This is a genomic window from Polynucleobacter sp. HIN6 (assembly GCF_030297575.1).
Classification (GTDB): domain Bacteria; phylum Pseudomonadota; class Gammaproteobacteria; order Burkholderiales; family Burkholderiaceae; genus Polynucleobacter.
Map to the genome: position 1 here is coordinate 220,055 of NZ_AP028137.1, position 20,306 is coordinate 240,360.

The 20,306-nt window shown below is 47.3% G+C and carries 22 protein-coding genes; 15 read left to right on the plus strand and 7 right to left on the minus strand.

The features are described 5' to 3' along the window. Positions 1-50 precede the first annotated feature (50 nt). The 7 genes from QUE66_RS01180 to hemL are packed head-to-tail and all read left to right on the plus strand — an operon-like array spanning position 51 to position 6,238. Complete coding sequence (locus tag QUE66_RS01180; RefSeq protein WP_286223919.1) at positions 51-503, plus strand: LPS-assembly lipoprotein LptE; 453 nt, start codon at positions 51-53, stop codon at positions 501-503. 22 nt (positions 504-525) lie between these two features. Further along, positions 526-1,581 (plus strand): DNA polymerase III subunit delta, encoded by a 1,056-nt coding sequence (gene holA, locus QUE66_RS01185; protein ID WP_286223920.1) that lies wholly within the window; start codon positions 526-528, stop codon positions 1,579-1,581. A 22-nt stretch (positions 1,582-1,603) separates the two neighbouring features. Further along, positions 1,604-2,881: a glutamate-5-semialdehyde dehydrogenase gene (locus QUE66_RS01190; RefSeq protein ID WP_286224694.1), complete on the plus strand. Its 1,278-nt coding sequence runs from the start codon at positions 1,604-1,606 to the stop codon at positions 2,879-2,881. A gap of 18 nt (positions 2,882-2,899) precedes the next feature. Further along, the gene (locus tag QUE66_RS01195; protein ID WP_286223921.1) at positions 2,900-3,328 is read left to right on the plus strand and encodes a CopD family protein; all 429 of its coding nucleotides are present in this window, start codon (positions 2,900-2,902) and stop codon (positions 3,326-3,328) included. Between the two features lie 8 nt (positions 3,329-3,336). Next, the gene (locus QUE66_RS01200) at positions 3,337-4,719 is read left to right on the plus strand and encodes a THUMP domain-containing class I SAM-dependent RNA methyltransferase (protein WP_286223922.1); all 1,383 of its coding nucleotides are present in this window, start codon (positions 3,337-3,339) and stop codon (positions 4,717-4,719) included. Between the two features lie 30 nt (positions 4,720-4,749). Then, positions 4,750-4,920, plus strand: a complete 171-nt coding sequence (locus QUE66_RS01205; RefSeq protein ID WP_108507762.1) for a rubredoxin — start codon at positions 4,750-4,752, stop codon at positions 4,918-4,920. A gap of 25 nt (positions 4,921-4,945) precedes the next feature. Beyond that, positions 4,946-6,238 carry a glutamate-1-semialdehyde 2,1-aminomutase gene (hemL, locus tag QUE66_RS01210; protein WP_286223923.1) on the plus strand — a complete coding sequence of 431 codons (1,293 nt, stop codon included), beginning with the start codon at positions 4,946-4,948 and terminating at the stop codon, positions 6,236-6,238. A 5-nt stretch (positions 6,239-6,243) separates the two neighbouring features. Here the strand turns inward: hemL and QUE66_RS01215 are convergent, their stop codons facing one another. Both QUE66_RS01215 and QUE66_RS01220 read right to left on the minus strand, forming a co-directional pair. Further along, positions 6,244-7,113 carry a symmetrical bis(5'-nucleosyl)-tetraphosphatase gene (locus QUE66_RS01215; protein WP_286223924.1) on the minus strand — a complete coding sequence of 290 codons (870 nt, stop codon included), beginning with the start codon at positions 7,111-7,113 and terminating at the stop codon, positions 6,244-6,246. 3 nt (positions 7,114-7,116) lie between these two features. Beyond that, on the minus strand, positions 7,117-8,586 hold the full coding sequence (locus QUE66_RS01220) for a cryptochrome/photolyase family protein (protein WP_286223925.1): 1,470 nt from the start codon (positions 8,584-8,586) through the stop codon (positions 7,117-7,119). Between the two features lie 45 nt (positions 8,587-8,631). Here QUE66_RS01220 and QUE66_RS01225 point away from each other — a divergent pair, with 45 nt between their 5' ends. From QUE66_RS01225 to ruvX, 3 genes are all read left to right on the plus strand, one after another. Further along, positions 8,632-9,459 (plus strand): YdcF family protein, encoded by an 828-nt coding sequence (locus QUE66_RS01225; protein ID WP_286223926.1) that lies wholly within the window; start codon positions 8,632-8,634, stop codon positions 9,457-9,459. Positions 9,460-9,545: 86 nt separating this feature from the next. Then, positions 9,546-10,085 carry a YqgE/AlgH family protein gene (locus QUE66_RS01230; protein ID WP_286224695.1) on the plus strand — a complete coding sequence of 180 codons (540 nt, stop codon included), beginning with the start codon at positions 9,546-9,548 and terminating at the stop codon, positions 10,083-10,085. Further along, complete coding sequence (gene ruvX / locus QUE66_RS01235) at positions 10,078-10,491, plus strand: Holliday junction resolvase RuvX (RefSeq protein WP_286223927.1); 414 nt, start codon at positions 10,078-10,080, stop codon at positions 10,489-10,491. Before QUE66_RS01230 ends, ruvX begins: the two co-directional genes overlap by 8 nt. Before the next feature lie 14 nt (positions 10,492-10,505). Here ruvX and QUE66_RS01240 read toward each other — a convergent pair whose 3' ends face one another. After that, positions 10,506-12,101 (minus strand): TolC family protein, encoded by a 1,596-nt coding sequence (locus tag QUE66_RS01240; protein WP_286223928.1) that lies wholly within the window; start codon positions 12,099-12,101, stop codon positions 10,506-10,508. 68 nt (positions 12,102-12,169) lie between these two features. Here QUE66_RS01240 and QUE66_RS01245 point away from each other — a divergent pair, with 68 nt between their 5' ends. From QUE66_RS01245 to trmB, 4 genes are read left to right on the plus strand one after another with little or no spacing between them, the layout of a single operon-like run. Next, complete coding sequence (locus QUE66_RS01245; protein WP_286223929.1) at positions 12,170-13,015, plus strand: undecaprenyl-diphosphate phosphatase; 846 nt, start codon at positions 12,170-12,172, stop codon at positions 13,013-13,015. Between the two features lie 18 nt (positions 13,016-13,033). Then, positions 13,034-13,516 carry a DUF2721 domain-containing protein gene (locus QUE66_RS01250; protein WP_286223930.1) on the plus strand — a complete coding sequence of 161 codons (483 nt, stop codon included), beginning with the start codon at positions 13,034-13,036 and terminating at the stop codon, positions 13,514-13,516. A 41-nt stretch (positions 13,517-13,557) separates the two neighbouring features. Then, on the plus strand, positions 13,558-14,505 hold the full coding sequence (locus QUE66_RS01255) for a UDP-glucuronic acid decarboxylase family protein (RefSeq protein WP_286223931.1): 948 nt from the start codon (positions 13,558-13,560) through the stop codon (positions 14,503-14,505). A 6-nt stretch (positions 14,506-14,511) separates the two neighbouring features. Then, complete coding sequence (gene trmB, locus QUE66_RS01260) at positions 14,512-15,312, plus strand: tRNA (guanosine(46)-N7)-methyltransferase TrmB (protein ID WP_286223932.1); 801 nt, start codon at positions 14,512-14,514, stop codon at positions 15,310-15,312. Here trmB and QUE66_RS01265 read toward each other — a convergent pair. Beyond that, entirely contained in the window at positions 15,309-16,799 is a 1,491-nt protein-coding gene (locus QUE66_RS01265; protein WP_286223933.1) for an NAD-dependent succinate-semialdehyde dehydrogenase, read from the minus strand. The two genes, trmB and QUE66_RS01265, sit on opposite strands and share 4 nt — an antisense overlap. Before the next feature lie 520 nt (positions 16,800-17,319). Between QUE66_RS01265 and QUE66_RS01270 the strand changes: the two genes are divergently transcribed. Beyond that, complete coding sequence (locus QUE66_RS01270; RefSeq protein ID WP_286223934.1) at positions 17,320-18,144, plus strand: lytic transglycosylase domain-containing protein; 825 nt, start codon at positions 17,320-17,322, stop codon at positions 18,142-18,144. Here the strand turns inward: QUE66_RS01270 and nusB are convergent. The 3 genes from nusB to ribBA are packed head-to-tail and all read right to left on the minus strand — an operon-like array spanning position 18,141 to position 20,305. Further along, positions 18,141-18,626, minus strand: a complete 486-nt coding sequence (gene nusB, locus QUE66_RS01275; protein ID WP_286224696.1) for a transcription antitermination factor NusB — start codon at positions 18,624-18,626, stop codon at positions 18,141-18,143. The two genes, QUE66_RS01270 and nusB, sit on opposite strands and share 4 nt — an antisense overlap. 4 nt (positions 18,627-18,630) lie before the next feature. Continuing rightward, positions 18,631-19,116: a 6,7-dimethyl-8-ribityllumazine synthase gene (gene ribH, locus QUE66_RS01280; protein WP_286223935.1), complete on the minus strand. Its 486-nt coding sequence runs from the start codon at positions 19,114-19,116 to the stop codon at positions 18,631-18,633. Positions 19,117-19,126: 10 nt separating this feature from the next. Next, positions 19,127-20,305 (minus strand): bifunctional 3,4-dihydroxy-2-butanone-4-phosphate synthase/GTP cyclohydrolase II, encoded by a 1,179-nt coding sequence (ribBA, locus tag QUE66_RS01285; protein WP_286223936.1) that lies wholly within the window; start codon positions 20,303-20,305, stop codon positions 19,127-19,129. Position 20,306: the final 1 nt, after the last annotated feature.

Consider the following 20,306-nt stretch of genomic DNA (forward strand, 5'->3'; position numbering starts at 1 on the left):
GTCGCCTGCTGCTAAGAAGTAGCCTTTTTGGCTTCATAACAGTTTTTGGATTGTCTGCATGTGGTTTTCGTTTACGTGGCTCTGTCACTATTCCCTATAAATCGATTTTGATTTCAGGGCGACCATCGCCCCAATTACGTTTTGACCTCGAGCGCATTATTTCGACAGGAACAAATGCAAAGGTAGTCACCTCGGGTAAGGATGCCGATTTGATTCTGGATATTGTGAGCGAAGATAGTACTCGGCAAATTTTGACCTATACCTCGACGGGTCAGATTTCTGCGTATCGACTCAATAATCGGGTCGTGTTCCGCGCTTTTGATAATACGGGTGCCGAAGTCATTCCAGAATCCGATATCTATGTGATACGGGATCTCGATTTCACTGTGGCAACTGTATTGTCTGCCGATATCCAGCAACAACAATTTTTAGAGAGCATGCGTTCTGATTTGGCGCTGCAGATCTTGCGTCGCATTGCCACCCTAGGTCGGGTGAGTAAATAAATTTTCTATTTGATCGATTTCAATGATCAAAAGTGATGCCTTCCAGATTCATTTGGCTGGTCTAGCGAAGGGTTCCCAGAGCCTTCATCCCTTATATGTTTTTTCGGGGGATGAGCCACTTCTGATGATGGAGGCTGTGGACAGCCTCAGGGCATTTGCCAAAACCCAAGGATTTACTGAGCGCGATGTAATGGTTCAGGATCGCTACTTTGATTGGCCATCGTTATTAAGTATCGGGCAATCCATGTCCCTGTTTGGCGATAAGCGCTTTGTGGAACTGCGTATGCCCACTGGCAAACCTGGTCGCGAGGGGGCGGATGTACTGAAAAACTTTGCCACTTCTCTAGGATCAGCCGGCTCAGTGCCTGACGTGATTATGTGCATTCAGCTTCCGCGTCTTGATCTGAAAACCAAGGGCTCTGCTTGGTTTGTGGCGTTAGATGAGGCCGGGATGGCGGTCCAGATTGATTCGATTGAACGAAGTCAATTACCCCAATGGATTGCTAAGCGAATGTCACTGCAGTCGCAATCCGTTGAACCTGGGGAAGCGGGGCTGCGCAGTTTGCAATGGATGGCCGATCAGGTTGAAGGTAACTTGATCGCTGCCCATCAAGAAATTCAGAAGCTGGGACTTTTGTATCCCAGCGGAGTGATTACCGATGAGCAAATTCGTGCTGCGGTTCTCAAAGTTGCTCGCTATGATCTATTTGAGCTGACAGAGGCACTACTGTCTGGTGATGCGGCACGTCTGAATCGAATGGTAGATGGCCTACAAGGTGAGGGTGAGCCCTTGCCTCTAATTCTGTGGGGAATTAGCGATGAGCTAAGAACGCTTAATCGGGCCCAGACTGCGCTTACTGCAGGAGAGAGTTTGCCAACCATCATGCGTAATTACCGCATTTGGGGAAAGCGCGAGAAGCTTTACCCTATGGCTCTTAAGCGTATTCAGCCCAAGAAACTCAAACAAGCTCTAATACTTGCGGCTAATTTAGATAAGCAGGCAAAGGGTCTATGGGTTCGAGATCTTCCAGCTAATCCTTGGGATGGTTTGCGACTTGTTGGGAGTTTATTGCGTTAGAGTATCAACTATGGCAAATGAGATGAACCAAACGATTGAGCAAATGATGCTGACCATTGGTCAGCAAGCTCGCCTCGCTTCAAGGGCGATGGCCAGGGCCAGTTCTGAGCAAAAGAATCAGGCATTAAGCAATATTGCGAAGGCAGTTCGACGGGATGTCGCAAAGATTCTGGCAGCCAATGCCCGTGATGTGGAGCGGGCTAAGGCCGCTGGTCATGACGCTGCATTTGTGGATCGTTTGACCATGACCGAGAAATCGATTGAGACCATGGCCATGGGTCTTGAGCAAATCGTCACCCTGGAGGATCCAATCGGTCAGATCACTCCGTTTAAACAGCAACCCTCAGGTATTTTGATTGGGCAAATGCGTGTACCCCTTGGTGTGATTGGCATTATTTACGAGTCCCGTCCCAATGTCACGATTGATGCGGCAGCTCTATGCTTAAAGTCAGGAAATGCTGTCATTTTGCGAGGTGGATCGGAGGCAATTGACTCCAATACATTTTTAGCTGGATTAATTCAGGAGGGCCTGGCTACCGCTCAGTTACCAGCCAATGCCGTGCAAGTGATCCAAACAACTGATAGGGCTGCCGTCGGAAAAATGATCACTATGACCGAGCACATTGATGTGATTGTGCCTCGCGGCGGGAAGAGTTTGATTGCGCGCCTGATGCAAGATGGCCGAGTGCCCATGATCAAACACCTCGATGGAATTTGCCATACCTTTATAGATGAGGCTGCGGATATCGATTTAGCGATTAAAGTATGTGATAACGCCAAGACCCAGCGCTATGCTCCTTGCAATGCGATGGAAACTCTACTCGTTCATGGCAAGATCGCACCTCAGGTTTTACCCAAGCTTTGCCGAATTTATCAAGACAAAGGCGTGGAATTGCGCGTGGATCCAAAGACCCGCTCCTTGCTTGAATCGAATCAATTTGCTAACTTGGTCGATGCGACTGAGGAAGATTGGCGCACAGAGTATCTGGCGCCGATCTTATCGATTAAGACTGTTGAGAGTCTTGATGAGGCAATGGATCATATTGAGCATTATGGTAGTAAGCACACGGATGCGATCATTACCCAAAATCAAGAGCATGCCAATCGTTTCTTGCGAGAAGTCGATAGTGCGAGTGTGATGGTCAATACCAGTACCCGATTTGCAGATGGCTTTGAGTATGGCTTGGGTGCCGAGATTGGGATCTCCAACGATAAGTTGCATGCGCGTGGCCCCGTTGGTCTTGAGGGGCTGACCTCGTTGAAGTACGTGGTTATGGGCCACGGTGAAATACGTCAGTAATTTTGATAAAGAGACTCTATGTTTGATGGTTACCTTTGGGCTAAAACCCTGCACATCGTTTTAATTGCCTCATGGTTTGCTGGGCTTTTTTATTTACCCCGTATCTTTGTAAATCTGGCACAAGAAACCAACGATATCGCCTATGAACGTTTAATCGGTATGGCACAACGACTCTACCGTTTTATGACCATCCTGATGATGCCAGCGGTCGCTTTGGGACTCATTTTGTGGCTGTATTACGGAGTTGGCCGCGGCTCGATCTGGATGCATGTGAAGGTGTTATTAGTGCTGATTGTGATTGGCTACCATTTGCAATGTAAGCGTCTCCTTAAGCAATTTGTTCAAAAGCAAAATACCAAAAGCCACGTGTGGTTTAGATGGTTTAATGAGGCTCCAGTTTTGCTGATGTTGGTAGTCACTGCTCTCGTAGTCATTAAGCCGAGCTGATCCCTATTGTGAAATTTTTTATTGTTTGTCCGGGCGGACTTGAGGCAGTTTTAGCCCAAGAGCTCGAGGAGATTGTTGCTCGACCTGAGATAAAAGCATTTGGGCGATCATCGGTTGACCCAGCCCCGTCAAGCTTAACCGGCGGAATGGGGGTTGAGGGACCGCTTGCCTTAGCAATGGCAATGAATCTGCATTCACGGATTGCCAGTCGTGTTTTGCTAAAGATGACCGACGGACCCTATAAATCCGAGGATGATCTTTATCATCAAGTAAAAGCGATTGGTTGGGAAGATTGGTTTTCCTCGAATCAAACGCTTCGGGTCGATATCACCGCACAACGATCGCCTCTAAAGAGTTTGAACTTTGCTACTTTGCGAATCAAAGATGCGATTGTTGATCGTTTGCGCGAGCAAACGGGTGGGCGCCCGAATATTGATACAGTGAATCCCGATGTGCGGATTCAGGTTCATTTGACGCAACAACATGCCACCATCTATTTGGATACCTCGGGTGAGCCTTTGTTCAAACGCGGCTGGCGGGAGGAAAGGGGTGAAGCGCCTCTTAAAGAGAATCTCGCTGCTGGGATTTTGCGATTGACCAACTGGCAAGCTGCAATGCCGCTTTATGACCCCATGTGCGGAAGCGGCACCTTTTTGATTGAGGCTGCCCAGATAGCCTTTCATATTCCAGCGGGGGCGCTGCGAGCGCGCATACTTGGCTCATCCGATCAAAATATAGCCGTATCGTGGAAGCTATCGGTTATGCAAAGTGGCTTTGGCTTTTTGCGACTCAAGCCCTTTTTGAGCTCCCTGGAAAAAAAGAACTGGCAAACACTTTGCGATGCTGCGAAGACGGAAATGCATCGGCATCAGAAAGACACCATTGCAATTAGTGGCAGCGATATCAACGAGAAAATGATTGCCATGTGTAAGGCAAATTGGCAACGCGCGCAGTTGCCTGGATTGCCTGTGGTTCGACAATTGGATGCAATCGCGATTAGGCCGAATATTGATTCAAGCGAAGGCCAAAAAGGGGTGATGGTATTTAATCCACCTTATGGAGAGCGCCTAGCTATGAAGGGTGGCGACTCTGATCGAACCCATGTCTTTGGTGATAGCAAGGCTGCATACATGCAAAAACGACGTACGAGCCGAGAGCCTTTAGTGAAAGAGCCGATCGATCCGAAGTTTGCAATGCTACTCGATCAGTTTAGTAAGCAACTGAAAGACCATTTTGCAGGTTGGGAGATCTTTGTTCTCACTGCAGATATGGGCTTACCGGGCCATTTACGCATGAAAGAGTCCAAACGCACCCCATTATTTAATGGCCCCTTGGAATGCAGACTCTTCAAGTTTGAGATTCGGGGGCGAAGCGATGCCCAGAAATCGTAAAATAAGATTTCAATCTGAAAGAAATAACAAATGGAATATAAAACCTATATGTGCCTGATCTGCGGCTGGATCTACGATGAAGCCAAAGGTTGTCCGGATGATGGCATTGCGCCTGGAACCTTGTGGAAAGATGTTCCCATGAACTGGTCGTGCCCCGAGTGTGGTGCGCGCAAAGATGATTTTGAGATGTGCGTCATTTAATGAATTAGACTTTTTAATGAATGCCATGAGCCAAAACGATCAACTCTTTACACGTGCCCAGAAAACGATTCCAGGTGGCGTGAACTCTCCAGTGAGGGCATTTCGGCAAGTGGGGGGTACCCCGCGATTTATCAAGCGTGCAGAAGGCCCTTATTTTTGGGACGCCGACGATAAGCGCTATGTTGATCTCATCATGTCATGGGGGCCCATGATTGTTGGGCATGCGAACCCAGAAGTAGTGGAAGCAGTGCAGCGTGCCGCAACTCAGAGTTTTAGCTATGGTGCCCCGACCGCAGGGGAGATTGATCTTGCTGAGCGTATTTGTGAGTTAATGCTAGCAATCGAGCAAATTCGTTTAGTGTCGAGCGGTACCGAAGCGACCATGAGTGCCTTGCGTTTAGCCCGCGGTTATACCAATCGTGATTTGATTATTAAGTTTGAGGGCTGTTACCACGGCCATGCGGATAGCCTGTTGGTCAAAGCCGGTTCTGGTTTGCTCACTTTTGCCGATTCCACAAAGAATGCACCTTCATCGGGTGGTGTGCCTCAGGATTTAGTGAGGCATACCTTAGTGCTGCCCTATAACGACGTTGGTGCTCTAGAAGAGGCCTTCAAGCGCCATGGTGATCAGGTCGCTGCATTAATTTTGGAACCGATTGCTGGCAATATGAACTTAATTCGTGCGACTCCCGAGTTTGTCAAGGCGGTTCGTTCGCTCACCCAGCAGTATGGCGCCGTATTGATTTACGACGAGGTGATGACGGGATTTCGGGTGGCCTTGGGCGGCACCCAATCCTTGCATGGCATTCAGCCGGATTTAACTTGTCTGGGCAAAGTCATGGGTGGCGGTATGCCCATGGCAGCATTTGGAGGTAAGCGGGAGATTATGGCGAAGCTCGCTCCCTTGGGTAATGTTTATCAGGCAGGCACCTTATCTGGCAATCCCGTTGCAGTAGCTGCAGGGGCGAAGACATTGGAGATCATCTCGCGACCCGGGTTTTTTGAATGCTTGACCGAACAAACCAAAAAATTAATGGCGGGATTGCAGCAAGAAGCCAATCGAGCTAAGATTCCATTCTCGGTCGACAGTGTTGGTGGAATGTTTGGCTTCTATTTTTCGCAGACGGTACCAACTTCATACGAAGCAGTGACCAAAACCGATATTGAAGCTTTCAAACGCTTCTTTCATGCGATGTTGGACGAAGGTGTTTACCTTGCTCCATCCGCCTATGAGGCTGGATTTACATCGATTGCACACGATAACGCAGTGGTTGATGAGATTATTCGTGCAGCTCAGCAATCGTTTCAGAAGATTTAATACGCTCACATCCGTAGCGGGTGATCATAGCCCGCCACACTGACTGTCTTAATCGTAAGCGATTTGGAATCCTCAGTTAAAGCCTTGGGGTTCATTCTTTCCAAGTGGTCAAGATCTATTGCAGTTAGAGTACCGCCCCATACGCAGCCAGTATCAATTCCGATCACCCCTTGGCGATTGAGTAAGCCAAGCGTTGACCAGTGACCAAAGACAATAGGGATCGATTTTGTTTTACGATCAGGCGCTTCAAACCATGGGATATATCCAGCTGGACCACTTTCTAATCCCTCTTTGCTTTTGAACTCCATTTCGCCCTGAGGAGTACAAAACCGAATCCGGGTTAGGGTATTGGTGATTAAACGCAAACGATCAAATCCAGATAATTTTGGATTCCAGCGATTTGGGGTATTGCCATACATTTGGGATAAAAAATCTCGATAGTTTTTATGGCGTAGTGCAATCTCCACCTCATGAGCCAAAGATAAAGTTTTCTTAATGCTCCATTGGGGTAGCACCCCTGCGTGCACCAGTAAGACCTTGCCATTACTCAGTGCCATGGGACGGCATCTCAACCAATCGATGAGCTCACGACGATCAGGTGCAGCCAAAATATCATCGATCGTATCAAGAGGCTTGGTATCACGAAGTCCTGCATCACACGCCAATAAGTTCAGATCATGATTACCCAAAATACACTCGGCAACCCCCTCTTCCTGAAGTTGCTTGAGTCGCCGCAAGGTACCCAGCGAATCTGGGCCACGGTTGACGAGATCCCCCAGAAAAATGAATTTAGAGCCATGGGGGAGTTTCTTGATGAGTTGATTAAGGGGCCTTAAGCAACCCTGTACATCACCAATCGCAAAGACGCGCGTCATTACTCAAGCCACTTTTTTCACAACGTTATAGCGAATCAAGGTCGCCTTGCGGGCTTCATCATGATCGACGATTGGGCTTGGGTAGTCTTTACCCAATACGATACCAGCAGCCTCGAGCTCAAGTTGCCCTGCAAGCCAGGGCGCATGGATTGATTTATTGGATAGCTTTTCAAGAGCGGGAATGTAGCGGCGGATAAATTTTCCTTCAGCATCAAAGCGCTCAGACTGGGTGATAGGGTTAAAGATCCGGAAGTAGGGCTGAGCATCACATCCAGAAGATGAGGCCCATTGCCAACCACCATTATTAGAGGCAAACTCAAAATCGTTCAGATGCTCGGCAAAATACTGCTCACCCCAGCGCCAATCGATGCCGAGGTCTTTGCATAAGAAACTAGCCACGACCATGCGCAAGCGATTATGCATATAGCCTGATTGATTGAGTTGATGCATGGCTGCGTCGACTAGTGGGTAACCAGTTTGGCCATCGCACCAGGCCTTAAATAATTTTTGTGCTTTGGGACCGTGCTCCCAAACAATCTTGTCATAGTCGGGCTTAAATGATTCGCCATCGGCAAGGCGTGGGTGATTGGCCAAAATCATGAAATAAAAGTCCCGCCATATGAGCTCACTCAGCCATGTGCTTGCACCAAGACTGCCTGCAAGCATTCGACGATGAGCCTCGCGAACCAAGCCACGGATTGATAGAAGACCAAAGCGCAAGTATGTAGAGAGGTAGCTGACGCCTTTGGTTGCTGGGAAGTCTCGGCCAATGTTGTATTGATCAATTCGTTTTAGAAAGTCACTCAAAAAGAGCTCAGCACCCTTCTGACTTGGGGGTAGATACTTTTCTATGCCTGTCGGTCTAAATCCCATGGATTCCAGCGAAGGGATGCCGGTATCAATGCTCTTGGGAATGGGGGCATATCGACCCTGTAAGCCAGCATTAGGGAGATCGCAGACGAAGGGCTCAAGGTCTGAGGGGTTTAGTTTCTTAAGCCATGCATTTTTATACGGAGTAAAGACTGAGAATACAGTTTCAGAGTTAGTTAAGACTTCAGTCTTCTCAAAAATAACCTGATCCTTAAAATGCTGGAACGCAACGCCATTCTTCGCAAGCGTTTGTGCGATGGCCTCATCGCGTGAAATTGCCGTGGGTTCATAGTCATGGTTGGTAAAGACTTCTTGTGCATCAAGTTGTCTCGCTAGGGCAGGGATCAGTTCGGTCGGGTCACCATGACGGGCAATGATCCCGCTTCCTCGAGCTCTTAGCGTTTTATCTAGATCTTCAATCGTTTGCCAAATGAAATCCACCCTGCGATCAAAACCTTGACCTATAGAGAGTAGGGGGGTAAGGATCGAGGTGTCAAAGATAAAACAGACCCAGACCTGTTGATACTGTTTTAGGGCGTGATGAAGAGCCGCCTGATCATATAGGCGTAAATCACGTCGAAGCCATACCAATGCACTTGTCATAGGCTCTATCTTATTCGGGAATGCGATTTTGATTATGATGCCCTCATGGATAGCCTATTTTTTATTACTTCGAAGATTGTTCAATTCCTAATTGAGCCTTTAAACCTGATTTTCTTGGCTACCCTTCTGGCATGGTTTTTTCTTACCATTCGCAAGCCCGTCTTCACCAATCGTCTTTTGGCTCTTGCAGTCATTGGCTTCCTGGGCGTGGGGTATATGCCTATTCCCGAGTCTTTGATCCGCATTCTGGAAAATGCCGTTCCCAAACTATCGATTCAGAATCTCAATCCCGACCAATTTGCAGGGATCATTATTTTGGGTGGGGCTATAGAGGGCGAAGATGTTGCCGTTGATCGTGGTGAGATATCTCTTAAATCATCGGCCGAGCGTGTTACGAAGGGACTAGAGCTCATTCGAAAGTATCCTGATAAGCCATTTATCTTTAGCGGTTTTTCGGGAAGAGTAAATCCAAGAGGGATGTCAGAGGCCGATGCCTTTAAGCAATTGATTCAAGAGCAAGGGCTTGCCGATAGAACAAACACCACTGCCTTTTACGAGAATCAATCTCGCAATACTTATGAAAATGCGGTTTATTCCAAAAAGATTATCGATGCCATTTATCCACAATCCCCAGACCAACTGTTAAAACCATGGCTTTTGGTCACCTCCGCGAGTCATATGTATCGCTCTGTAAAAATCTTTGAAAAGCAAGGCATTGCGGTGATTGCTGTACCAGTGGATTACCAAACAGCGAATACCTTGCAATGGCGCGAATTTGATTTAACGGAGGGTGCATTTCTGTGGAATAAGCTACTGCATGAATATATTGGGATTGCAGCATATCAATTGACTGGAAAAATATCACTTTTCTGAATTCCTGAGGCTTGCTAGAATGAGTTGTGAGCCAAGCCAATGCCTTCCCCTCATTCAGTTCCTTTGCTAACCAGTTCTTGTTAGCCATGCCGGGTATGCTAGACGAAAATTTTTCAGGTTCCTTGGTGTATCTTTTAGAACATAGCCACAAAGGTGCTATGGGACTGGTGGTCAATCGTCCGACCGATATTGTGCTCTCAACCCTGTTTGAGAAAATCGAGCTGAAGCTTGAAATCGCACCATTACTTGACCAGCCGGTTTATTTTGGTGGACCCGTTCAGGTCGAACGAGGATTTGTGCTGCATCCCACTGATCTTGCGGAGAAGTACTCATCTTCATTAATCATTGCAGATGGTCTCACTATGACCACATCTAAAGATGTTCTTGAGGCGGTAGCGAATGGCTCTGGACCTGAGAAGTTTCTGATGACACTAGGGTATGCGGGGTGGGGTGCAGGACAGCTCGAAGAGGAGATTTCGCTCAATGGGTGGATCAATATCGCCATCCCAAATGATCAAATGCAAACGATTATTTTTGATACGCCATATACCGATCGTTATCAAAGGGCAATGCAGGTTTTGGGCTTTGATCTAGCAAGCCTTTCTGGAGAAGCGGGGCATGCCTAATGATGCTTCAAATCCAGTAACCATTGTTCTAGGTTTTGATTACGGCACTAAGCGGATTGGGGTGGCGGTTGGCAATTCGCTGACCGGAAGTGCTCAAGCTTTGGATGTAATCCAAAATATCAAGCCCAATCAAACATATCAAAAAATTCAAGAGTTAATTCATGAGTGGCAGCCGAGTTGCCTAGTGGTAGGTTTACCATTGCATCCAGATGGTGCTGAACATGCAATAACCAAACGCTCGCGCTCGTTCGGTAAACAGCTTGCCAAGCAATCTGGTAAGCCCATCCATTATGTGGATGAGCGCTATTCCTCAGTGTTATTAGAACAAGACACCCAGTATCAGGGGGCTCTAGATTCGCATGCAGCTGGATTGCTCATAGAGCAGTTCTTTCGCGAGCGCAGTTAACTCCTGATTAATCACTAGCGCAGTAATGCATTAATTGCAATCAAATCCTCATCGGATAAATTAGCGGCCTGAGCTTTCAAGCGCAATGCGTTCATAATCGTGTCATAGCGGGCTTTGTAGAGTGAGGCGCGTGTGGTGAAGAGCGTATCTAAGGCAATTAAGACATCGATGTTAATGAGGGTGCCAACGTTGTAACCTAATTTACTCGATTCAACGGCTATGGCCGATGACTTCTCGGCGGCTTCCAGTGCTTTAACAGTAGCCAAACCACCATAGAATCCAGTAAAGGCTTGGCGGGTTGCCTGGGCAGCGGTACGTCGTAGATTGTCGTAATCTGCCTTCGACTTATCAAAAAGCGCTGCGTTTTGGCGGATGACGGACATATTAAATCCGCCCGACACGATAGGTAGTGTCATTTGTAACGCTAACGTGTTGTTATAAATATTTTGTGTTGGGAGTGGGTTAAAGTTCAGAGCAGAACCATTCGATTGATTAAAACCCGCAGTCCCAACAAAGTTAACGCTTGGATAGTTTGCGGCGAGAGAGCCTTTATATACACTCTCGGCTAATTGCACACTGAGTTGACCAGCCAGCACTCCATAGTTGGCGTTTTCGGATTGGGTAATCCAGTCCTCCAATGCTTGGCCTGGGGGTAGTTTGGGGCTGACACTTTCTGCAATTGGTACTCCTTTGATATCCTTATTGCGGGCCCTTGGATCAGCCACCACCCCAGCAATCGAAACATCCTTTGCCATTGGTTTAATGTGCTTGACCGGGTGGCCAATCAGCTGTTCGAGAACTCCGCGTTTAACGACTAGGTCTGCATGTGCAGCAATCTCTTGAGCATTTGCGACATCAAAGCGTGCCTGGGCATCATTGGCATCGACGATCGTAGCCGAGCCAATCTCAAACTTGGCCTTTGCAGCCTGAAGTTGTTGACGGATTAACTCTTTTTTGCTCTTGAAAAGCTCAACATTGTCTTGAGCTGTTAATACATCAAAGTAGGCTTGCGATACTCGAATGACCAAATCTTGCTGAGCTTGATAAAACTGAAGATCAGAGATTTTGCTATTAAGCTCTCCTTGTTTAAATAGCTGCACCCCACTTAAGTTAAAGACCGGTTGGGTTAGCGTAAGGGTATAGCTACGCTGATCATAAACTCGGTTATTGCCCTCTCCGTGCTGGAAAAACCGAGTAGCAGTTGGATTAGCTGAAACCTGTGGTAGCAATACGGATAACCCCTGCCAGTAGAGCTCTTTTCGGGCTGCTAAATTAAAGCGTGCACTATTAATCACTGGATCATTAAATGCAGCCTCTTGATACAGGGTAAGGAGATCCAAAGTACGGCCATCGAGCGCCTTACGGTTTTGGGGATCCGTTAGGTTCGATGAAATCGGTGGGATTGGAATAGCTGTTTGTGGTGGTGCTTCGAGCCTTAGAAGGTCTTGAGGACTTAAGGTCTTGGGTAATGCATTATTTGCCGGTGTTACGGTGACGGAGCCTTGATTAGAGGTTGGCTGCTGATTCGATTGTGAAAGTACCTGGCTAGATACTATCCATCCAGCCAGTCCAATGAGGGTAATTAATGGGAACCGTTTCATTGAATGCATGATCCGAAGTTTAAGCCCAAACGCCAAATTGATGAGTTTAGGGATTTAAGGCTTTAGTATTGATACTTATGGAACCATTACTTTTATTCAAAGCTCTCATTCTCGGGGTTGTTGAGGGCTTAACCGAGTTTTTACCTATTTCGAGTACTGGGCATTTAATCTTGGTGGGGGATCTCTTAAATTTTAATGATGAGCGTGGTAAGGCTTTTGAAATCATCATTCAGTTCGGTGCCATTTTGGCGGTGTGCTGGGAGTACCGTGAGCGCTTATTCAAGGTGACCAATACCTTTTTTTCTAGTAAACAATCACAAAAGTTTGTTTTGCATGTGGTGATTGCCTGTATCCCGGCCATGGGGCTTGGTCTGATTTTTGGTAAGTTCATTAAGACTCATCTGTTTTCACCAGTCCCTGTGGCAAGCGCATTCATTGCGGGGGCCTTTGTGATCTTCTGGGCGGAGTATCGCCAAACTAAAGCATCAACCATAAGGAAAATCGATAGCATTGATCAGTTGACTGCACTCGATGCTTTAAAGGTTGGACTGGCACAATGCGCGGCTCTGGTACCAGGCACCTCACGTTCAGGAGCAACAATTATTGGTGGGATGCTCTTTGGATTGCCGCGAGCCGTTGCAACTGAATTCTCCTTCTTTTTAGCAATCCCGGTCATTGGTGGGGCAACTGCGTATGAGTTACTCAAGATTGCAAACTCGCCCCAAGTATTTGGTTTTGCTGATTTTGCGCCTACCCTTTTAGTTGGTTTTGTCGCAGCCTTTATCTCAGCATTCATTTGTGTGCGCTGGCTGATTCATTATGTTGCGCATCACAACTTTATCCCCTTTGCTTGGTATCGTATTATTTTTGGCGTTTTAGTTTTGGTGACCTCGTACACCGGTCTTGTCGCTTGGTCTAATTGATAGTTGCAGAGTAAAAATATGAACCTTTCAATTGATGCTATACAGGCCAATATTCAGCTGGCCTTAGCACCTGTCTTTCTCCTAACAGCCGTCGCTACCTTAGTTGCTGCGATCACAGCGAGGCTGGCTCGTAATGTAGATCGGATGCGTTTTATCCAGAACCAGCTATATGGCGATCAGCAGCTTAGTCAAAAGCTGAAGACGCATTATGAGAAAGAAATTGATGAGTTCAAGACCAGAGGAAGGTTATGCACTCTGGCCATTTTTTTTGATGTCTTGGCGGGTGTTTTAATTTCTCTGACGGTTCTTGAGCTATTTTTAGTGCAAACCGGTGCAGGAAAATTGGTCAACGTAGGTTATGTTTTGATCACATTTGTTGCAGGCTTAGTCTCATTTGTGGTTTCTCTAACGCTGATCTTGGTTGAGGTTATATTTGCCTATCGCTCGACAAGTTGGGATATGCCTGCGCAAGAACTATCTCAAAAGCCTAAAAGGCCCTAGGAATAAAATTCGCAGTAACCTAAAATTTCTGAAAGATATCTATGTCAATCAATCAAAGCAAAATCCTCATCACTGGTGGCGCTGGCTTTTTGGGCTCTCACCTGACTGAGCGCTTACTACGTGAGGGTAATGATGTTTTGGTAGTGGATAACTTTTTTACTGGCAACAAACAGAACCTTGCGCACTTGATGGGTAACCCTAATTTGGAGATCATGCGCCATGATGTGACCTTTCCTTTGTATGTCGAGGTCAATCAGATCTATAACTTGGCGTGTCCCGCCTCTCCAGTGCATTACCAATACGATCCCGTGCAAACCACCAAAACTAGCGTACATGGCGCCATTAATATGCTGGGTTTGGCGAAGCGCACGAGAGCACGTATTTTGCAAGCCTCTACGAGTGAGGTCTATGGTGATCCAGAGGTGCATCCTCAACCCGAGGGCTATTGGGGTAGGGTGAATCCGATTGGCATTCGGTCCTGTTATGACGAGGGTAAGCGCTGTGCTGAAACCCTATTTTTTGACTACTTTCGCCAACACCAAACCGATATCAAAGTGGTCCGTATCTTCAACACCTATGGACCAAGGATGCATCCTAATGATGGCCGGGTCGTGAGTAACTTTATCGTACAGGCCTTGCAAGGTAAAGACATCACGATTTATGGAGACGGTTCTCAGACCCGAAGTTTTTGCTATGTCGATGACCTAATCGACGCCATGGTCAGAATGATGAACTCAGAGAAGGGTTTTACTGGCCCCGTTAATATTGGCAACCCCGGAGAGTTCACCATGCTCGAGCTTGCCGAGATGGTTCTCAAGCTTTCTGGCAGTAAATCCAAGATTATTCATCAACCATTGCCATCGGATGATCCGAAGCAGCGTCAGCCCAATATTGATTTAGCTAAAGCCAAATTAGGGTGGGAGCCCAAGCTATCCCTTGAGGATGGCCTGAAAGAAACGATTGCTTATTTTCGAGTTCTATTGAAATAAAAAGGCATGGATAAATTCCTGCCATCAAATCATCCTCATAGAAAAATTCGCTCCTTTGTTCGTAGAGCAGGACGCACTACAAGTGCCCAAGAGCATGCGATCGCAACTTTAGGTGGTCAATTTTTACTACCGTTTCAAGATGCATTATTTGATTGGTCAGTATTTGGTCCGTCGTATCAGAATGCTCTGCGCATTGTCGAGATCGGCTTTGGCATGGGTGAGTCCACCGCTCAGATTGCGCAAGCTCGTCCCAACGATATATTTTTAGGTCTTGAAGTTCATGAGCCCGGGGTTGGCGCACTTCTTAAACGCATTGGTGAGTTGGATCTTCACAATCTTCGCTTAATTTCCCATGATGCTGTTGAGATACTCGAGCGGATGATTGCACCCAATTCTTTGGATGGGGTTCACATTTTCTTTCCAGATCCATGGCATAAAACGCGTCATCATAAACGTCGCTTAATTCAAAAAGAATTTGTAGAACTACTCGTTTCCCGATTGAAGCCTAATGGCTATCTTCACCTGGCAACGGATTGGCAGCATTACGCGGAGCAAATGCTCTTAGTTCTCAATCACCATCCTCTGTTACGAAATCAATCCACTCAAAAAGTTCGCTTAGGAGCCATTCTCGGCATCGATCAGGATCAAACTATTGGTGGTATTGATTGGACGGCGGAGCAGTTACAGGGGATGCATGAGGGTTTTGTCGATAAGCCCTCGTATCGCCCGCAGACCAAATTTGAGAATCGTGGTCTCAAATTAGGCCACGGGGTTTGGGATTTGCTCTATCGTAAGCGTGAGACTTAAAGCCCCATGCATACGTATTTCATTTCAAGGTACTCGTCGACTCCCCAAGAGCTACCCTCGCGGCCTAAGCCAGATTGCTTGACTCCCCCAAATGGGGCTACCTCATTTGAGATCAGTCCGGTATTGACTCCCACCATGCCAAATTCGAGCGCTTCAGCGACCTTCCAAACCCGACCAATATCCCGACTGTAAAAGTAAGACGCTAGACCAAATTGACTGCTATTGGCCAGTCGAATCACTTCATCATCATTCTCAAATGGTATGACCGGTGCAACTGGACCAAAGGTTTCTTCATGGGTAATGAGCATGCTATTGGTTACATTGGTAAGAACCGTTGGTTCATAAAACGTTCCACCCAAACTTGCACGTTTACCGCCAATTACAAGTCGCGCCCCTTTGCTAATTGCATCCGCTACATGTCGCTCCACCTTTTCAATGGCCGCTTGGTCGATGAGAGGCCCTTGAGAAACGCCTTGCTCTAGACCGTTTCCAATTTTGATTGCTTTGGTTGCAAGGGCTAACTTTTCTACAAACGCATCGTGCACTTTTTTATGTACATAAAACCGGTTGGCGCAAACACAAGTTTGCCCGGCATTTCGGTATTTGGAGCTCATTGCGCCCGATACGGCAGCATCAATATCGGCATCGTCAAACACAATGAAAGGCGCATGACCACCAAGCTCTAAGGAGAGCTTCTTGATCGTTGGAGCACATTGCGCCATAAGAATACGACCCACCTCTGTAGAGCCGGTAAAGGATAAATGGCGAACGGTTGGGGATTCGCAGAGGACCTTACCAACCGCAATGGATTGCTCAGCATCGGCGGTCACGATATTAATGACCCCTTGCGGGACCCCTGCTTGATTCGCTAGTTCCGCAATTGCGAGCGCTGACAGCGGCGTTTGTTCTGCAGGCTTAATCACGATAGTACATCCGGCTGCCATTGCCGGAGCGATTTTGCGAGTAATCATGGCAATCGGAAAGTTCCATGGGGTAATGGCAACACAGACCCCAATGGCTTGCTTTAAAACAATGGTGCGCTTATCACTCCAAGTGGTTGCTGGAATGGCGCCCATGACTCGTTTGGCTTCTTCGGCAAACCATTCCACAAAGGAGGCGCCGTAGACCACTTCCCCCTTAGCTTCGGCAAGGGGTTTGCCTTGTTCAAGTGTCATGAGGGTGGCGAGATCATCCGCATTCGCCAAAATTAACTCAAACCACTTGCGCATGACCTGGGCACGCTCTTTGGCCAGCTTCCCCTTCCAGGCATTGAGAGCTAGCTCGGCAGCAGAGATCGCTTCTTGGGCATCGGAGACGTTCAAATTGGCAACCTCAGCAATAATTGCGCCATTGGCGGGATTGGAAACGGCAAATCGAGCGTTCCCTGACGCTTTCACCCACTGGCCGTTGATAAAAGCATCTTCATGAAAAAGACTGGGGTTTTTGAGGAGTTTGCGGATATCAATCGTTGAATTGGGGGCGTTCATGATGTTCTTCTTTTAAGTGGGTGGTATCTCGATGGCTTAGTGTAATCCCAACCGTAGTGGAAGATTATTGGCAATGATTGGCTCCAGAAGGAGGGGTGCTTGACTCTAGACATACAAAAATAGATCCGCCAATCGTATTGCCTATGGAGCGAATGCTGATTTCTAAAAACTACTACCAATAGTGGATATGACTCAGTTGACAGCCTATAGGTAGTTAGAGTGGTATGTGTTTTTTTCCAAAATATGAAAATATGCCCCGAATAAATGTTTTTTTCATGATGAGGAATGAGTGTTGACTAACTTAATTAAATCATTGTTTTAATTGATCTTTTTATATTCAGTAGCGCATCATATTAGGGTTTAAACCGATAATATGAATTAATTGATATATAAAATCATTTCTTTATTCTTGACAGGTTATATAGGGGTTTCTAAGATTCGGCATGTTTAACAGTTGTTGCACTGCAATATAAATTGAGTCTAGTTATTTAGATTCTTTGTATTGTGTGTGACCCAAGCAATGAAACCATTTAATTTGCCAAAGACAATTGGGATTGAACAGCACTTGGCCTCTGCATCCTTAGCTAGGCTCATACAACGCCTTTTTGCATTTATGGTTGCCGCTATTCTTGCTGTTTGGTTGCTTGGCCCCCGCACCGGTGCTGGAATATTTGATCTTGCCCACTACTTAGTTCCTGCAGAGGCCCGTGCACTGATTCTTGGGGCGGATAGCGCTGAAATCTTAACGGCTGATGAGTCGTCTAATCAGCTCAAATTTTGGAGCTCAAATCCTCAGAGCATCCCTTCTATTGCGGGACCCGCATCGCAAATCCCAGGACATTTGGTCGACTTAAGTGCAATTGATCGCTCTATATTGCGATCTGAGAATGAGCGTCGCGCGGTGGCGGAGCATTTAGCTAAAAAGTTTCGGATTTCTTTAGAAGACACTCTTTTCTATGTCAATCAAGCCATGATGGTGAGTAAAGAGGTCAACTTAGACCCCACCCTCATCTTGGCGGTGATGGCGACGGAATCTAGCCTAAACCCGCGCGCTGAGAGCCGTGCGGGTGCACAAGGATTAATGCAGGTTCGAACCCATGTCCATCAAGAGAAATTTGAGCCCTATGGCGGCCCCTTAGCGGCCTTTATCCCTGAGGCAAACATTCGGGTGGGGGCTCTGATTTTGAAGGCTTGTATCGCTCGCGCTGGATCGCTTGAGGATGGTTTAAAGAGTTATTTGGGCGCCCCCAATGCAGCTAGCGGGATTGGTACCTATACCCATAAGGTATTCACAGAGCGCGAAGAGTTGCGTAACGTTGCGCGCCGCTTAGGCGGTAACGTTTAATCTGCTGCGATTTCAGCTTGCCGCAGTTTTTGGGCAAGCTGATCCAAAACCCCATTGACGTATTTATGGCCATCGGTGCCACCAAAGGTTTTTGCTAACTCCACAGCTTCATTAATTGCAACCTTGTAGGGTACCGATAGATCAGCAGCTAACTCATAGGTACCGATCAGCATGGCAGCATGCTCTACTGGTGATAGTTCAGCCAAGGGTCGATCCAACTCCGGAATAATGAGTGCATCAAGTTCTTGGTGCTGGCCGACCACCCCCTTGAAGATGCTGGAAAATAAATCACCCTGACATTTTTTAAATGCCGGATCTTCGCCAAGTTGTTTTGTGATCGCACTGATTGTTAAGGGGGCATCGCTTAGCTCGCCCGCCTTTTGAATCACCAAATACTGATAGATGCCCTGCAAGGCATACTCGCGGGCACGCCTTCGCGGCGTGAGCGAGCGCTTTGGGTTTTGGGTCGATCCAGCCGTCATGTAATTACGCTGACTCAATATCGAGATCAGGATTGATTGCTAGGGCGAGATTAGCCATTTCAACCGCGGCGCGGGCACAATCACGACCCTTTTCAAGGGTGCGTGCAAATGCTTGATCATCGGTATCGCACGTTAGCACCCCATTGGCAATCGGAATGTCGTGATCCAAACTAATGCGAGTAATGGCGCTCGCAGATTCATTAGAGACTAATTCAAAGTGGTAGGTTTCTCCCCGAATCACAGCGCCCAGGGCAATCATGGCATCAAACTCGTGGGTCTTCGCAAGTTGGGAGAGGGCAAAGCCAATCTCTAAGGCACCAGGTACTGTAACAAGTTGAATGTCTTGATGAGCAACACCTAAATTGAGTAACTCAGTAATGCAGGCTTCCGATAGCGCTTTGCAGTGCTCTTCATTAAAACGAGCTTGCACAATTGCCACCCTTAGGTCTTGACCATTTAAGTCAGCCTCAAAGACATCGATGTCGTTCATGCGCTATTCCTCAAGATGAGATTGGTGTGTAGGGGATGTGATCAATAATTTCTAACTGATAGCCAGACAAACTCGGTACTCTAGAGGAGTTGGCTAGTAAACGCATTTTGCGCACACCCAAGTCTTTAAGTATTTGTGCCCCAATTCCGTAACTACGGAAATCGGTTTTTCGCTCCGCACTGGATTGACCGGGTGGTTTTGAAGGCTTGTGATTGGAACCTTGGTCCAATTGAGTTAGCTTCTCAAACTGTGAAAGCCATTTGAGCTCGTTGGGAGCAGCAACTCCTGCAGCATTAAGTAAAACAGCAACGCCGCACGGTGAATTGGTGATCATTTGTAGGGCTTTACTTAAAGGCCAGGAATGCGTGGATTGATCAATATCCAAAAGATCCAAAACAGTAACCGGTTCATGAACCCGCACAATCGATTCTTCAGCGGACTGCGGGTCTCCTTGAACCAGTGCAAGGTGTAAGCAGTTACTCGGCGTATCTCGATACACTACACCCGTAAATCGACCCCAAGGGCTGGCAAACTCGCGCACGCCTTCGCGCAACACAATACTCTCTGTTTGACTGCGATACTGAATCAGATCCGCAATCGTTCCAATTTTGAGTTGATGCTCTTTAGCAAATTCGATGAGATCGGGCAAGCGTGCCATACTGCCATCGTCTTTCATGATTTCACAAATCACGGCAGTGGGCGAGCAACCAGCAAGACTTGCTAAATCACAACCGGCTTCCGTGTGGCCAGAGCGAATTAAGACACCTCCAGGTTGAGCCATTAAAGGAAAGACGTGACCTGGCTGAACCAAGTCGGCTGGTTTGGCATTTGGGGCAACTGCGGCCTGGATGGTGCGTGCTCGATCAGCTGCTGAGATCCCAGTCGTTACGCCACTGGCGGCTTCAATCGAAACCGTGAAGTTTGTACCTAGGGCAGTGCCATTGTCTCGAACCATCAGAGGCAGGTTTAATTGCTGGCAACGCTCTTTCGTGAGGGTGAGGCAAATGAGACCGCGACCATGCTTGGCCATGAAGTTAATGGCCTCAGCACTGACGTGATCAGCGGCAAGAACTAAATCACCTTCATTTTCACGGTCCTCTTCATCAACCAAGATGATCATCTTGCCAGCACGAAGGTCGGCCACGATCTCATGAACGGGGCTAATGGCTGGTAATGGTGAGCTTGGCATG